The organism is Azospirillum doebereinerae (genome assembly GCF_003989665.1).
In the GTDB taxonomy this organism is placed as follows: domain Bacteria; phylum Pseudomonadota; class Alphaproteobacteria; order Azospirillales; family Azospirillaceae; genus Azospirillum; species Azospirillum doebereinerae.
Genome location: NZ_RZIJ01000014.1, coordinates 18,763 through 33,520 on the forward strand (window position 1 = coordinate 18,763; position 14,758 = coordinate 33,520).

A 14,758-nucleotide genomic window follows, 5' to 3' on the forward strand; every position below is an offset into this window, starting at 1 on the left:
TCCGTTCCGGCGGGCGGCGGTCATCCGGCGCGCCCGCTGCCAAGCCACCCGCAGGGCCCCTTGCCACGCCGCTCCTCCGCCGAGCCGAGGCTGGGGTAGGCGTCGTCGGGGTTGAGGGTCCAGGGATAGGCGCCCTTGGGGCCGTCCGCTTCCGGCTGCGCCAGGATGGCGGCGATGATGGCGGGATCGGGCAGGACCGGTTCGCGGAAGGCGCCGGGAACCGCGTCGTCGTCGAAGGCGGAGGGCGGGGCGGGCATCGGGGGCGCCGCCCGATCCTGCAAGCCAGTGCGATCACCTGTGGCGCCGAAGCCCTCTCCCGTCCCGGGAGAGGGAGGGGACCCACGAAGTGGGGAGGGTGAGGGGCTATCGGGTGTGGTACTGAGTCCATGTTCCGATAGCCCCTCACCCTTCCCACCTCTGCGCGGCAGGCCCCTTCCCTCTCCCGGGACGGGAGAGGGAGACAAAGGCGCGGCGTCCGGCGCGCCGAACAGGCCGAGGCGGTCGGCCGCCCAGCGCACCGTCGCCGGATCGCCCGCCGACACCAGCCGCTCCACCTGCTGCGCCACCAGATCGCGCAGCGACGACAGCCGCAGCTCCGCCTCGCGGTTCAGCGCCTGACGCTCCCACCAGACGCGCACGCGCAGGGGTTGCGAGCCGTAATAGGCCCGCCACAGCGTGGTGCGGCTGCACCCCAGGGCGCGCGCGACGTGCAGGAAGGAGGACCCGCGCGCCAGCATCCCGGCGGCCATCACCCATTGCTCCTCGGCGAAGCGCGAGCCGGGAACCAGGGAGCCGTCCGGCGGGACCGGAGGCTCCTCGGCCCAACGGGGAAGGGGGAAGTCGGTGGCGGGCGCGTCGAGGGGCATGGCGGGGCTCCGGGGGGACGGGAACGGGAGCCCCAGCCTATAGGTAAATATTCCTTTCGTGGAGGATTTTGAGAAAATGCGGTTTTCAGGGGGCCGCCGCATGCCAGAGGCTTCGAAGCATCGGCTGATTGCTGCCAATGCGGGATCCTGCGTGCCGCAGCGCCCGGTGGGGAAGGCAGGGCGGAGGCAATCGAAGCCTACCCCGCCAGCACCAGGAACGGATTCCCACCAATCCTCTGGTAGCCCTCGTCGCCGACCAGGATGTCGAGCGCCAGGGTGGCGAGGTCGTCGGCCACGGGATCGAGGTCCGGCGCCTTCTCCAAAAACAGCAGCTTCAGATAGCTGTGGCAGGCGTCGCAGGTCTCGGCCCGAACCGGGCTTTTCTCGCCCTCCCCCTGCCCCTCGACAAAGCGCTGGCTGACCTCCTTGCCGTCGCCGCAGGCCACACAGGCGGACCGGACATGGTGCCACGCGGTGTGGCAGACGCCGCAATGGAGGTAGCGCAGGCCGCCGGCCTCCATGCCGACGTGCAGCACCCCGGCGACCGGCGCGCCGCCGCAGACCGGGCAGGCGTGGGCGGTGGCGTGGACGGCGGTCGCGGCGGCGTCCCGCTTGGCGGCGTCGCGGGTCCAGGCGACCTGCAACGCGGCGGCGACGAAGGGCGTGACGGCGAGGTCGGCGGTCTCCAGCCGGCCCCCGGTCAGGCGGTCGGCGAGCGCGTCCAGGGTCTCGGCATCGGCCAGGACCAGCGCGTCCAAAGCCGGGCGGGCGGGGACCGGAACGGCGTCGCCCAGCCGGCTGCGCAGCGCGCGCAGATCGTCCCGCCATTGCGCGGCGGGCGGGGCCGAGGCCGGTTCGGCGACCAGCGCGTGCTGGGCGTCGGCCAAAGTGGCGACGAAGGACAGCCAGCCGCCCAGGCTGTGGCCGGAGGCGAGCGCGCGCAGGCGGGCGGCGCGGCGCTGGAACAGGCGGGCCGGATCGGGCAGGCGCAGCGGCGCCGGGGATTGACCGGGCACCAGACCGGCGGCGGCCATGGCGGCGGTGGTCGCCTCGGTGGCGGAATCGGCGGCGGGATGGGGCACGGAAATCATCGGTGGCTTTCGTCTTCGTCGAAGGATGGCGGCGGGGCCGTATGCAAGAACAGGGCTATCCGGGCGCGTCCGCTCCGGAGCGGGACAGGCGGCGGCGTCCATCCTAGCCCACCGGGACGGTGGCCCACCCTGCGCTGGATCAGCCAACCGTGTCTTTGACGAACGACGCTTCTTGATTCCGCTCACCCGCCAACCACTTGAGAATCAATCGCAAAAGGCTTACCCCGTCCGCTTCGACCCGCTGTCCAAAATGTCCATGAACGGCGCGAACGGGACATTTTGTCCGTCGCGTTCGGGACAAAATGTCCACATTGCTTGTGGGACCAAACAAAAAACCATGACATACGTACGGCTTTCCGTCTTGGCACGGAATCTGCCTAAGGGCGGTCGCGCCGTGGGCGCCGGTTCCGGCCGGCGCCCCAGTTCCGGGTCCCAACGCCCCGGTCACGGCACAACCGAACACCGAGGGAGGTTCCATGCCCATCACGCCCATGCAAGTCACACGGCGGCAGTTCATCAAGGTCACGGCTGGCGGTCTCGCCGCTTCCAGCATGGGGGTGCTCGGCTTCCTCCCGTCCGAGGCGCTCGCCGAGGTGCGGCAGTACAAGCTGACCCGCGCCAAGGAGATCCGCAACACCTGCCCCTACTGCTCGGTCGGCTGCGGCCTGCTGATGTACAGCCTGGGTGACGGGGCCAAGAACGCCAAGGCCGAGATCATCCACATCGAGGGCGATCCCGACCACCCGGTCAGCCGCGGCTCGCTCTGCCCCAAGGGCGCCGGCCTGCTCGACTTCATCCACAGCCCCAACCGCCTGAAGCACCCCGAGGTGCGCGAGGCGGGGTCCAACACGTGGAAGCGGATCTCCTGGCACGAGGCGGTGGAACGCATCGCCCGCCACATCAAGGACGACCGCGACGCCAACTTCGTCGCCAAGAACGCCGAGGGCGTGACCGTCAACCGCTGGCTGTCCACCGCCATGCTGACCGCGTCGGCCTCGTCGAACGAGACCGGCATCCTGACGCAGAAGGTCATGCGCTCGCTCGGCATCGTCGGCACCGACGCGCAGGCCCGCGTCTGCCACGGCCCGACCGTGTCGGCGCTCGCCTCGACCTTCGGGCGCGGCGCGATGACCAACACCTGGGTCGACATCAAGAACGCCGACTTCATCCTGGTCATGGGCGGCAACCCGGCCGAGGCCCACCCGGTCGGCTTCAAATGGGCGATCGAGGCCAAGAAGCGGGGGGCGCGCCTCGTCGTCGTCGACCCGCGCTTCAACCGCTCGGCCGCCGTCGCCGACGAATACATGCCGATCCGCGCCGGGTCGGACATCGTGTTCCTGGGCGGCGTCATCAACTGGCTGGTCGCCAACGACAAGATCCAGTGGGACTACGTCAAGGCCTTCACCAACGCCAGCTTCATCGTCGCCGAGGGCTTCGGCTTCGAGGACGGGCTGTTCAGCGGCTTCGACGCGGCCAAGGGCCAGTACGACCGCGCCTCGTGGAACTACGAGTTCGACGAGAACGGCAAGGCCAAGACCGACCCGACGCTCCAGAACCCGCGCTGCGTGTGGAACCTGATGAAGGCCCATTACGCGCGCTACACCCCGGACGTCGTCACCGACCTGACCGGCACGCCCAAGGACGGCTTCCTGCGCGTCTGCGAGCAGCTCGGCGCCACGGCGGTGCGCAACCGGGTCGCCACCATCCTCTACGCGCTGGGCTGGACCCAGCACACGGTCGGCGCCCAGAACATCCGCACCATGGCGATGATCCAGCTGCTGCTGGGCAACATCGGCATGCCGGGCGGCGGCGTCAACGCGCTGCGCGGCCACTCCAACATCCAGGGGCTGTCGGATCTGGGCCTGCTGTCCACCAGCCTGCCCGGCTACCTCAATCTGCCGGCCGAGAAGGCCAACCCGACCTTCGCCGACTACATCGCCAGGAACACGCCCAAGGCGCAGGCCGACGGCCAGCTGAACTTCTGGGGCAACACGCCCAAGTTCTTCGTCAGCTTGCTGAAGTGGTTCTGGGGCGACAAGGCGACGAAGGAGAACGACTGGGGCTACGACTGGCTGCCCAAGTGGGACAAGATGTACGACGTGCTCCAGGTCATGGACCTGATGCACAACGGCAAGGTCAACGGCTTCATCGTCCAGGGCTTCAACCCGCTGACCTCCTTCCCGGACGCGCGCAAGACGGCGGCCTCCTTCGCCAAACTGAAATACATGGTGGTGATCGACCCGCTCACCACGGAGACCTCGTCCTTCTGGCAGAACCACGGCGAAATGAACGACGTGGACACCGCCGGCATCAAGACCGAGGTGTTCCGCCTGCCCTCCACCTGCTTCGCGGAGGAGGACGGCGCCATCGTCAACTCGGCGCGCTGGCTGCAATGGCACTACAAGGGCGCCGACGCGCCGGGCGAGGCCAAGACCGACCAGGAGATCCTGGCCGAGCTGTTCGTCGCCGTCCGCGACCTCTACCGCAAGGAGGGCGGCGCGGTTCCCGAGCCGATCCTCAACCTGTCCTGGCCCTACAAGAACCCGCTGGAGCCGACGCCGGAGGAACTGGCGAAGGAGATGAACGGCCGCGCGCTGGCCGACATCCCCGACCCCAAGGATCCGACCAGGTTCCTGGCCCGCAAGGGCGAGCAGCTTCCCAACTTCGCCATCCTGCAGGCCGACGGCTCGACCATGAGCGCCTGCTGGATCTTCGCGGGCTCGTGGACGCAGGCCGGCAACCAGATGGCGCGGCGCGACAACACCGACGCCGGGCTGGGCAACACGCCGGGCTGGGCTTGGGCGTGGCCGGCCAATCGCCGCATCATCTACAACCGCGCCTCCTGCGACCCGTCGGGCAAGCCGTGGGATCCCAAGCGCAATCTCATCTCGTGGAACGGCGCCGCCTGGGCCGGGGCCGACGTGCCGGACTTCAAGGTGGATTCGGCGCCGAGCGAGGGCATGAACCCCTTCATCATGAATCCGGAGGGCGTCGGCCGGCTGTTCTGCACCGACAAGCTGGTGGACGGCCCCTTCCCCGAGCATTACGAGCCGATGGAAAGCCCGCTCGGCACCAACCCGCTGCACCCGAAGGTCGTCAACAGCCCGGCGGTGCGCATGTTCAAGGCGGACCGCGAGCGGCTGGGCACCCATGACCAGTTCCCCTATGTCGGCACCACCTACCGCCTGACCGAGCATTTCCAGTTCTGGACCAAGGGCGTGCGCCTGAACGCCATCGCCCAGCCCGAGCAGTTCGTCGAGATCGGCGAGGCGCTGGCGGCCGAGAAGGGCATCAAGGCCGGCGACTGGGTGCAGGTCAGCTCCAAGCGCGGCCACATCAAGGCCAAGGCGGTGGTGACCAAGCGGATCAAGGCGCTGACGGTGACCAACCGCACCGTCCACCAGATCGGCATCCCGCTGCACTGGGGCTGGGAGACGGTGGCCAAGAAGGGCTTCCTGTCCAACACCCTGCCGCCGGCGGTGGGCGACTGCAACACCCAGACCCCGGAATACAAGGCGTTCCTGGTGAACGTCGAAAAGATCGGAGTGGCGTAAATCATGGCACTGCAATCCCTGGACATCCTGCGCCGCTCCGCCACGCCGACGCAGACCCCGCAGGCCCGCAACCCGCAGGAGGTCGCCAAGCTGATCGACGTGTCGGTCTGCATCGGCTGCAAGGCCTGTCAGGTCGCCTGCTCGGAATGGAACGAGCTGCGCGCCGACGTGGGCACCTGCACCGGCGTCTACGACAACCCGGTCGACCTGGGCCCGCAGGCCTGGACGGTGATGCGCTTCAACGAGGTCGAGGAGAACGGCAAGCTGGAGTGGCTGATCCGCAAGGACGGCTGCATGCACTGCGCCGACCCCGGCTGCCTGAAGGCCTGCCCGTCGCCGGGCGCCATCATCCAGTACAAGAACGGCATCGTCGACTTCCACCAGGAGAACTGCATCGGCTGCGGCTACTGCGTCTCCGGCTGCCCGTTCAACGTGCCGCGCATCAGCACGGTCGACAGCAAGGCCTACAAGTGCAACCTCTGCTCCGACCGCGTCGCGGTGGGGCAGGAGCCGGCCTGCGTCAAGACCTGCCCGACCGGGGCCATCCAGTTCGGCTCCAAGGTGGACATGATCGAGGTCGCCGAGACCCGGATCACCGACCTGAAGTCGCGCGGCTTCGAGCAGGCCGGGCTGTACGACCCGGCCGGGGTGGGCGGCACCCACGTGATGTACGTGCTGCATCACGCCGACAAGCCGCAGCTCTATTCCGGCCTGCCCGAGAATCCGGCGATCAGCCTGACGGTCAGCCTGTGGAAGGGCATCCTCAAGCCGCTCGCCACGCTGGGCGTCGCCGCCGCCGGCCTGTTCGGCTTCTTCCACTACATCACCGTCGGCCCGAACCGCGCCGACGAGGACGAGGAGGAGACTGGCGGGCATGACAGCCCCACGGGTGGGCATGACAGCCCGGCCGGCGGCCAGGGCGGCCCGAAATTCGTCGAAAAGCAAAAGCAACCGGAGGACGCGCTGTCATGAAGGAAAAACTGATCCGGCGCTACGACGCCGCCGAGCGCATCAACCACTGGATCGTGGCGGTCTGCTTCGTGCTGCTGGCGATCTCGGGGCTGGCCTTCTTCTACCCGGCCTTCTTCTGGCTGACCGGCGTCTTCGGCACGCCGCAGCTGGCGCGCATCGTCCATCCCTTCGTCGGCGTGGTGATGTTCCTCGCCTTCGCCCGGCAGTTCTTCCGCTACGCCCACCACAACCTCCTCAACAAGGAGGACGTCAAGTGGATGATGTCGGTGCGCGAGGTGATGAAGGGCAACGAGGTCGGCGACATCGGGCGCTACAACGGCGGCCAGAAGGGCATGTTCTGGATGATGGTCGCCTGCATGATCCTGCTGCTCGGCTCGGGATTCATCGCGTGGCGGCCGTATTTCGCCGGGCTGTTCCCGATCCCGGTGATCCGTCTGGCCCTGCTGGTCCATGCGACGAGCGCGCTGGCGCTCATCGCCGGCATCATCGTCCACGTCTACGCGGCGCTGTGGGTGCAGGGGACCATCCGCGCGATGGTCGAGGGCGTCGTCACCCACGCCTGGGCCAAGAAGCACCACCCGCGCTGGTACCGTCAGGTGACGGGGAAGGAAAGCGGCGGGCATTGATGGAAGGGGGGCGTTTGCCCCCTCCCCATCCCTCCCCCGCTTCGCGGGAGAGGGGGCCGGACTCTTGTCAAAGTGCGGCGGAGTTCCCTCTCCCGCCAACGGCGGGGGAGGGTTAGGGAGGGGGCAAACGCCGCTCCACCCGACTGCCTAAGCCGTCAGCGCCGCCGCGTGGTGGCGCAGATGGTCCTCGATGAAGGTGGCGATGAAGAAGTAGCTGTGGTCGTAGCCCGGCTGCATGCGCAGCGTCACCGGGTGCCCCACCGCCTCGGCCGCCACGACCAGGGCCTGCGGCTTCAACTGCGTCTCCAGGAAACTGTCGCGGTCGCCCTGGTCGATCAGGATCGGCAGGCGCTCCGTGGCCTTGGCGATCAGGGCGCAGGCGTCCCATTCCAGCCAGCGGTCGCGGTCGGGGCCGAGGTAGCGGCCGAACGCCTTCTCTCCCCAGGGCACCGCCGCCGGGTTGACGATGGGCGAAAAGGCCGACACCGCCTTGTAGCGGCCGGGATGCCTGAGCGCGCAGACCAGCGCGCCATGCCCGCCCATCGAATGCCCGGCGATGGAGCGGCGGTCCGTCACCGGGAAATTCGCCTCGACCAATTCCGGCAACTCCCGCGTCACGTAGTCGTGCATGCGGTAGTGCTTGGCCCAGGGCTGTTCCGTCGCGTCCACGTAGAACCCGGCGCCGAGGCCGAAGTCCCAGGCCCCGTCGGGGTCGCCCGGAACGCCCTCGCCGCGCGGGCTGGTGTCGGGGGCGACGATGGCCAGCCCCAGCTCCGCCGCGACGCGGAAGGCGCCGGCCTTCTGAGTGAAGTTCTCGTCGGTGCAGGTCAGCCCCGACAGCCAGTACAGCACAGGCACCGGCGTTTGACCGGGGGCCCCCGCCTCCACCTGCGGCGGCAGGTAGACGGCGAAGGTCATCGCGCAGTCCAGCGCCGCCGATGGATGCCGCACCCGCTTCAGCGAACCGCCGAAGACGCGGGTGTCGGACAGGATGGTGAAGGCTTCGGTCATGGCAAGGCTCACTGGTTGTAGAGGATGACCGAGCGGATGCTCTTGCCCTCGTGCATCAGGTCGAAGGCCTCGTTGATGCGGTCCAGCCCCATGGTGTGGGTGATGAAGGTGTCGAGTTCGAACTCGCCGGCCAGATAGCGCTCGACGATGCCCGGCAGCTCCGTGCGACCCTTGACCCCGCCGAAGGCCGAGCCGCGCCAGACGCGGCCGGTCACCAGCTGGAACGGACGGGTGGCGATCTCCTCGCCGGCGCCGGCGACGCCGATGATCACCGACTCGCCCCAGCCCTTGTGGCAGCATTCCAGCGCGGCGCGCATGACGTTGACGTTGCCGATGCACTCGAAGCTGTAATCGACGCCGCCGTCGGTCATCTCGACCAGAACCTCCTGGATCGGGCGGTCGAAGTCCTTGGGGTTGATGACGTCGGTGGCGCCGAGCTGCTTGGCGATCTCGAACTTCGACGGGTTGACGTCGATGCCGATGATGCGCGACGCCTTGGCCATGGTGGCGCCGATGATCGCCGACAGGCCGATGCCGCCGAGCCCGAAGATGGCGACGGTGGCGCCCGGCTCGACCTTCGCGGTGTTCATCACCGCCCCCATGCCGGTGGTGACGCCGCAGCCGAGCAGGCAGACCTTCTCCAGCGGCGCGCTCTTGTCGATCTTCGCCAGCGCGATCTCCGGCAGCACCGTGTATTCGGAGAAGGTCGAAGTCCCCATGTAATGGGCGATTTGCTTGCCCTTGATCGAGAAGCGGCTGGTGCCGTCCGGCATCAGGCCCTTGCCCTGGGTGGCGCGGATCGCCTGGCACAGGTTGGTCTTGCCCGACAGGCAGAATTTGCACTTGCCGCATTCGGGCGTGTAGAGCGGGATCACGTGGTCGCCGACCGCGACGGAGGTCACGCCGGGGCCGACCTCCACCACCACGCCGCCGCCCTCATGGCCGAGGATGCAGGGGAAGACGCCCTCGGAATCCTTGCCCGACAGGGTGTAGGCGTCGGTGTGGCAGACGCCGGTGGCGACGATGCGGACCATCACCTCGCCGGCCTTGGGAGCGGCGACCTCGACCTCCTCGATCTCCAGCGGACGGTTGGCTTCCCAGGCGACGGCGGCGCGTGACAGGACCATGGACGGTCTCCTTCCCGAAAGGGCGTTGTTTGTTGGGCACCAGTGTAGACCGGCGGCGGTCGTTGCCAGAACGGCGAATTCGGGAATAGATTTTTGCCATATGGGGATAATGGCGCGCCAGGACGGGGATGTCGGCATGAGCGGCGGCTGGGACGGGATCGACGAGTTCGTGGCGGTGGCGGAAACCGGCGGCTTCTCGCGCGCGGCGGAACGGCTGCGGGTGTCGTCCTCGCATGTCAGCCGCAGCGTGGCGCGGCTGGAGGACCGCTTGCAGGCCCGGCTGTTCTACCGCACCACCCGCAAGGTCAGCCTGACCGAAAGCGGCCGCGCCTTCCTCGCCCGCTGCCAGCGGCTGGCGGAGGAGCGCGACGACGCCTTCCTCGCGGTCGGCGACCTGCAAGGCACCGATCCGGGCGAGGTCAAGGGCCGGCTGCGCATGACCTGCGCCACCTCCTACGGCGAGCGCTTCGTGGTGCCGCTGGTCAACGACCTGCTGGAACGCCACCCGCAGCTGAGCGTCGAGGTCGAGCTGACCAACCGGACGCTCGATCTGGTGCAGGAGGGCTTCGATCTGGCGATCCGGCTGGGACGGCTGAACGAATCGAGCCTCGTCGCCACCCGCGTCGCGCCGCGCGTCATGCATCTCTGCGCCTCCCCCGCCTATCTGGAGCGGCACGGCACGCCCATCCGCCTGGCCGATCTCGCCAAGCACGACTGCCTGATCGGCACCTCCGACAGCTGGCTGTTTGACGAGGACGGGCGGGAATGGCTGTTCCGCCCGCGCGGGCGCTGGCGCTGCAACAGCGGCTTCTCGGTGCTGGACGCGGCACTGCGCGGCTTCGGCCTGTGCCAGCTGCCGGACTATTACGTGAAGGCGCCCGTCGCGGAGGGAAAGCTGGTGCCGCTGCTGGAGGTCCACCGCCCGCCCAACACCGCCGTCTGGGCGGTCTACCCGCAGAAGCGCCACGTCCCGCCCAAGGTCCACGCCGCCATCCGCCATCTGAAGGCGGGGCTGGCGAAACGGCCGGAATACCGCTAGGCGGGAGTTATTGAGAATGACTTGCATTATCAAAAAGCGCTGCGTAGGCTGATCCCCGTTCACGGATCAGGAGCGCCCCATGCCGACCACGCCGTCCCGCCCCACCCGCCGCTTCCCGGCCGACGGTCCCGCGCGGGTTCGTGACCTGCGGACGGCGGAACTGCTGGTCGTCTCCGTGCTGCGGCTGTGGGCCGAGCCGTTGCGCCTGCCGGAGGAGATCCACCCGCACTGGCAGGACGGGCTGACGGCGGCGGGGCTGTCCAAGGACGCGGCGGTGGCGTTCGACACGGTGATGCGCATCACCATCGCGGCGGCGACCCGGCCGCTCGACATCCATCGGCCGCAATGCCCGATGCTGGGTCAGGACGAGGCGCTGCTGCTCGACATGATCGGGCTGTTGCAGGGGGGCCGCCACGGCGAGGCCGGGGTGCTGATGGCCGACTGGCTGGCGCTGGCCGGGGTGCGGATGGCGCTGGCGCCGCTGTGCATCCTGGCGGGGGCGCTGGACAAGGCGGGCTTCCGCATGCCGGTCGCGATGCCGGAGGAGCCGGTCAAGGCCGCCCCCCGTCGCAGCGTAGATTTCACGAGCGTCCGCGCGGTGGCTCCGGTCGACCGGGGGGCGACGCTGGTGCATTGAAGACCGTTGCGGAGGCCCAGACCCGCGGCCCCCTCCCACCCGCTTCGCGGGCACCCTCCCCCGCTTGTCAGCGGTGGAGGGGAAGACGGCGGAGTTCCCTCTCCCGCCAACGGCGGGGGAGGGTTAGGGAGGGGGCCGCGCACAGGTTTTTCTCTTTGACCTCACCGCCCCGCCACCACCCGGTCCGCCAGCAACGCCACCGCTTGGCTCATCGCCGCGACCAGGGCCGCCGGCTCGCCGCTCGCCCCTTGAACCTCCAGCGTGTCGCGGCGGCGCGGGCCGCTTCCCAGCGTCCAGTGCGCGTCCAGCACCACCCGGCCGTTCGCCTCGCCCTCGAATTTCAGGATCGTGACCGACAGGACCGCCACCCCCGGTCCCGGCGCGGCCCCCGCCACCGGCAGCACGTTGCGTCCGGGCAGGCGCGCCGCCAGATCGCCGGCGAGCGTCGCGCGCAAACCATCGGCCAGCGGTTCGGCCCAGCGATCGAACTCCAGCGCCTCCACCCGGTTGGAGTCGATCCGGCGGACGACCTGCGGCCGGTCCACCAGCGGCGGCAGTTCCAGGCTGCCCAGCGCCAGCGCGGCGGGCGTCGCCCCCGCCGCCCCCGCTCCCGGCAGCACCGACAGCGTGTAGAGCCGGTCGGTCGGCGTCTGGCAGGCCGCGAGCAGCATCAGCACGCCCGCCAGCGCGGCGCGCCGCATCCCCCCTAGCACCGTCTCAAACGCCGTCATGGCGAAGCCCCCGTCTTGCCCCGGATCAGCGCCTCCGGATGGCGTTCCAGATAGTCGGCCAGCACGCGGAAGGAGCGCGCGGCGTCGTTCAACTGTTTCAGGACCCCGGCGAGATCGGCGGTGCCGGCGGTCGTCCCGCCGATCACCCCGTTGGCGGCGGTCAGCGTGCCCTGCGCCGCCGTCGCCACCCCGCGCAGACTGGCGACCAGCGCCGGGACTTGCGTGTTCGCGGTGCGCATCAGCGTGTCGGCGCTGCCCAGCGCCTTCGCCAGCCCGGCCAGCGAACGCGCCAGATCGGGCGAGCCGGCGACCCCGCCGACCGAACGGATGGTGCCGCGCAGATCCTCGACCAGCCCGGCCAGCGGCAGCCCGGCGATGCTGTCCATCACCGCCCCGGCCGAGCGGCTGATCGATTCCAGATCGCTGGAGGCCAGCGTCGGCAGCTCCGACCCGCCGGGCACGCCCTGCACCGGGAGCGGGGCGTTCGGCTCGAAATCCAGCGCCACCAGCTTCTGCCCGGTCAGCAAATTGCCCGACGCCAGCCGCGCCCGCAGCCCCTTCTCCACCAGCGCGGCCATGATGCGCCGGGCCGTCGCCTCGTCGGTGGCTGGGCCGTTGGGCGGCGCGTTGACGCGCTGGACACGCTCGGGCTCGATCTCGATGTCGACCGGCACGCGGATGTCGCCGCGCGCCACGTCGTATTCCAGCCGCACGCCGACCACCTGCCCGACCGCCAGCCCGCGCAGCAGCACCGGCGCGCCGGCCTGCAACCCCTGGACCGAGCCGGGGAACTCCAGCCGGTAGCGCACCCGCAGCCGCTCGCGGGCGGCGTCGGCCGAGACCGGATCCTCGTAGAGGGTGAAGGTCGCCCCCTCCCCCGCCGCCGGCCCGGCCTGATCGGTCGGCGGGCTGTCGAGCACGACGCCGCCCAGCGCCAGCGTGCGCAGCGACTCCGTCTGCAATTTGAACCCGTCGGCCCCGGCGGAGACCTGGATGCCCGACGCCCGCCAGAAGCGTGTCGTCTCGTGGACGAGGTTGTCGTAGGGCGCCCGCACGAAGATCGACACCGACACCGCGCGGTCGCGCGGCGACAGGGTGTAGCCCATGATCTCGCCGACCGGCACGCCGTGGAAATAGATCGGCGACCCTTGCGTCAGCGACCCCAACTGCTCGGTCCGCAGGGTGAAGCCGCGCCCCGGCACGTCGGAGCGGACGACCGGCGGTTCCTCCAGCGCCTCGAACTCGCGGCGGTCGTCGCCGGTGCCGGGTTCCATCTCGACGTAGGTGCCCGACACCACGGTGCTGAGCCCCGACACCCCGCCCAACCCCAGCCGCGGGCGCACCGCCCAGAACCGCGTGCTTTGTTTCAGGTGCTCGGCGGCGGCGCGGTCCATGCGGGCGGTCGCCATCACCGAGGACAGGTCGTCGGACAGCCGGACCCGCTCGATGGTGCCGAGGTCGACGTTCTTGTGCTTGATCCGGGTGCGCCCAGCCTCCAGCCCCTCGCCGGTCTGGAAGGTGATGACGATCTCCGGACCGCGCTCCTCCAGCCAGCGCCAGCCGAGCCAGCCGGCGACCAGCGCCGCGACGATGGGCAGCGCCCAGATCGGCGACAGACCGCGCCGTTTCGGCAGGGCGACCTCGGGCGGTGGCTTGGGGTCGTCAGCGGCCATGCGGGGACTCCTCCGGTTCCGCCCGGTCCCACATGATGCGGGGGTCGAAGACGTGGCTCGCCAGCATGGTCAGGATGACCACCCCGGCGAAGGCGACCGCGCCAGCGTCGGCGCGGATGGAGGCGACGGCGCCGAACTGCACCAGCGCCGCGAGGATGGCGATCATGAACACGTCGATGTTGGACCAGCGGCCGATGGAGTCGATGATTCGGTAGAGCCGGGTGCGCGCGTGCAGCCGCTTGCCCGAACCGCGCCGCGCCGCGACGAGGAACCAGCTCAGCCCCGCCAGCTTGAGGACCGGCACGGCGATGCTGGCGACGAAGACCAGCAGGGCCAGCGGCCACAGCCCGACCTCCGCCAGTTCGACCACGCCGTGGACGATGGTGCTGGGCGCCCCCTGGCCGAAGTTGACGACGGTCATCACCGGCAGCAGGTTGGCCGGCACGTAGAGGATGGCCCCGGCCGACACCAGCGCCGCCGTGCGGCCCAGGCTGTCCGGCTCGCGCCGGTGCAGGCGGCTGGCGCAGCGGGTGCAATGGGCCGGCGGCGCGTCGGCGAAGCCGTGGATCCGCTGGCAGACCGCGCAGGCGACCCAGCGGGCGGGCGGCGGCGCGTCGATGGGGGGGACATGGTCGATGGACGTCCACACGGCGCGGCGGTCGAGCGTCTGGTCCATCGCCGTGCGGACCAGCACGTAGCCGCCCAGCGCCAGCCCGCCGGCCAGGAACTCGGCGTTGGCGAACCCCTTCAGCCGCGAATAGCCGACCAGCACCCCCAGCAGGAAGACGTCCAGCATCGCCCAGGGGCGCAGTTTCTCGGTCCAGGCGAACAGGCGGGCGACCTTGCGCGGATCGGCGGGGCCACGCCCCTGGTGCAGGCAGGCCAGCACCGTCACCACGCCGGCGACCCGCGCCAGCGGCGCCGCCAGCACCAGCGCCCCAACCAGCAGGGCCAGCGGCCACATGCCCTGGTCGGCCAACGCCTCGATCCCGCTGGTGATCAGCCCCTCGCGGTCGTTGCCTTGGACGTGAACCCCCATCAGCGGGTTGAGCACGATCACCGCCAGCAGCGCCGCCCCGGTCAGCGCCACCGGCAGCGCGTGGTGGACGCCGCCCCGGCCGCGCCGGTACAGCACCGCCCCGCAACGCGTGCATTCGGCGCGGTGGCCGGGGCGCGGCTGGCGGATCTGGTGGAGAAGGCCGCAATCGGGACAGGCGACGAGGTCGTCGCGCACCGATGCCCCGCCTTCGGTCGGCACGTCGGAAATGGTTCGGCACTCCAGAGACCCGGAAACGGGCAAAAACCGGACGACTTTCGTCCTTCCCCTAACTGGACCGGGCCGACGTTAACGCAACCCCGGCGAAAGGGGTAGCGGGTTGGCCGGGCCGCCGCCTCGCCGGCCGATTTCCCAATTGACCGTCCCATTATGTA

General features: G+C 69.9%; 12 protein-coding genes. 5 read left to right on the forward strand and 7 right to left on the reverse strand.

Going from position 1 to position 14,758, the window contains the following annotated elements:
* Window positions 1–20: 20 nt before the first annotated feature.
* The gene (locus EJ913_RS17500) at window positions 21–866 is read right to left on the reverse strand and encodes a hypothetical protein (protein WP_127000181.1); all 846 of its coding nucleotides are present in this window, start codon (window positions 864–866) and stop codon (window positions 21–23) included.
* 197 nt (window positions 867–1,063) lie between these two features.
* On the reverse strand, window positions 1,064–1,957 hold the full coding sequence (fdhE, locus tag EJ913_RS17505; protein WP_127000183.1) for a formate dehydrogenase accessory protein FdhE: 894 nt from the start codon (window positions 1,955–1,957) through the stop codon (window positions 1,064–1,066).
* A gap of 476 nt (window positions 1,958–2,433) precedes the next feature.
* Between fdhE and fdnG the strand changes: the two genes are divergently transcribed.
* From fdnG to EJ913_RS17520, 3 genes are read left to right on the forward strand one after another with little or no spacing between them, the layout of a single operon-like run.
* On the forward strand, window positions 2,434–5,511 hold the full coding sequence (gene fdnG / locus EJ913_RS17510; RefSeq protein WP_483398295.1) for a formate dehydrogenase-N subunit alpha: 3,078 nt from the start codon (window positions 2,434–2,436) through the stop codon (window positions 5,509–5,511).
* A gap of 3 nt (window positions 5,512–5,514) precedes the next feature.
* Complete coding sequence (gene fdxH, locus EJ913_RS17515) at window positions 5,515–6,483, forward strand: formate dehydrogenase subunit beta (RefSeq protein ID WP_244939396.1); 969 nt, start codon at window positions 5,515–5,517, stop codon at window positions 6,481–6,483.
* Complete coding sequence (locus EJ913_RS17520; RefSeq protein WP_127000185.1) at window positions 6,480–7,109, forward strand: formate dehydrogenase subunit gamma; 630 nt, start codon at window positions 6,480–6,482, stop codon at window positions 7,107–7,109. The genes fdxH and EJ913_RS17520 overlap by 4 nt, the downstream gene beginning before the upstream one ends.
* A 147-nt stretch (window positions 7,110–7,256) precedes the next feature.
* Here the strand turns inward: EJ913_RS17520 and fghA are convergent, their stop codons facing one another.
* Window positions 7,257–8,120, reverse strand: coding sequence for an S-formylglutathione hydrolase (gene fghA, locus EJ913_RS17525; RefSeq protein WP_127000187.1), 864 nt, complete (start codon window positions 8,118–8,120; stop codon window positions 7,257–7,259).
* A gap of 8 nt (window positions 8,121–8,128) precedes the next feature.
* A complete protein-coding gene (locus tag EJ913_RS17530; RefSeq protein ID WP_127000189.1) occupies window positions 8,129–9,247 on the reverse strand; it encodes an S-(hydroxymethyl)glutathione dehydrogenase/class III alcohol dehydrogenase in 1,119 nt (372 codons plus the stop codon).
* A 136-nt stretch (window positions 9,248–9,383) separates the two neighbouring features.
* Between EJ913_RS17530 and EJ913_RS17535 the strand changes: the two genes are divergently transcribed.
* Together EJ913_RS17535 and EJ913_RS17540 are read left to right on the forward strand one after the other, a co-directional pair.
* A complete protein-coding gene (locus EJ913_RS17535; RefSeq protein ID WP_127000191.1) occupies window positions 9,384–10,286 on the forward strand; it encodes a LysR family transcriptional regulator in 903 nt (300 codons plus the stop codon).
* Window positions 10,287–10,365: 79 nt separating this feature from the next.
* Window positions 10,366–10,923: a hypothetical protein gene (locus tag EJ913_RS17540; RefSeq protein ID WP_238520249.1), complete on the forward strand. Its 558-nt coding sequence runs from the start codon at window positions 10,366–10,368 to the stop codon at window positions 10,921–10,923.
* A 161-nt stretch (window positions 10,924–11,084) separates the two neighbouring features.
* Here the strand turns inward: EJ913_RS17540 and EJ913_RS17545 are convergent, their stop codons facing one another.
* The 3 genes from EJ913_RS17545 to EJ913_RS17555 are packed head-to-tail and all read right to left on the reverse strand — an operon-like array spanning window position 11,085 to window position 14,585.
* On the reverse strand, window positions 11,085–11,654 hold the full coding sequence (locus tag EJ913_RS17545; protein ID WP_127000193.1) for a PqiC family protein: 570 nt from the start codon (window positions 11,652–11,654) through the stop codon (window positions 11,085–11,087).
* A complete protein-coding gene (locus EJ913_RS17550; RefSeq protein ID WP_127000195.1) occupies window positions 11,651–13,327 on the reverse strand; it encodes a PqiB family protein in 1,677 nt (558 codons plus the stop codon). Before EJ913_RS17550 ends, EJ913_RS17545 begins: the two co-directional genes overlap by 4 nt.
* Entirely contained in the window at window positions 13,317–14,585 is a 1,269-nt protein-coding gene (locus tag EJ913_RS17555) for a paraquat-inducible protein A (protein ID WP_127000197.1), read from the reverse strand. Before EJ913_RS17555 ends, EJ913_RS17550 begins: the two co-directional genes overlap by 11 nt.
* Window positions 14,586–14,758 lie beyond the last annotated feature (173 nt).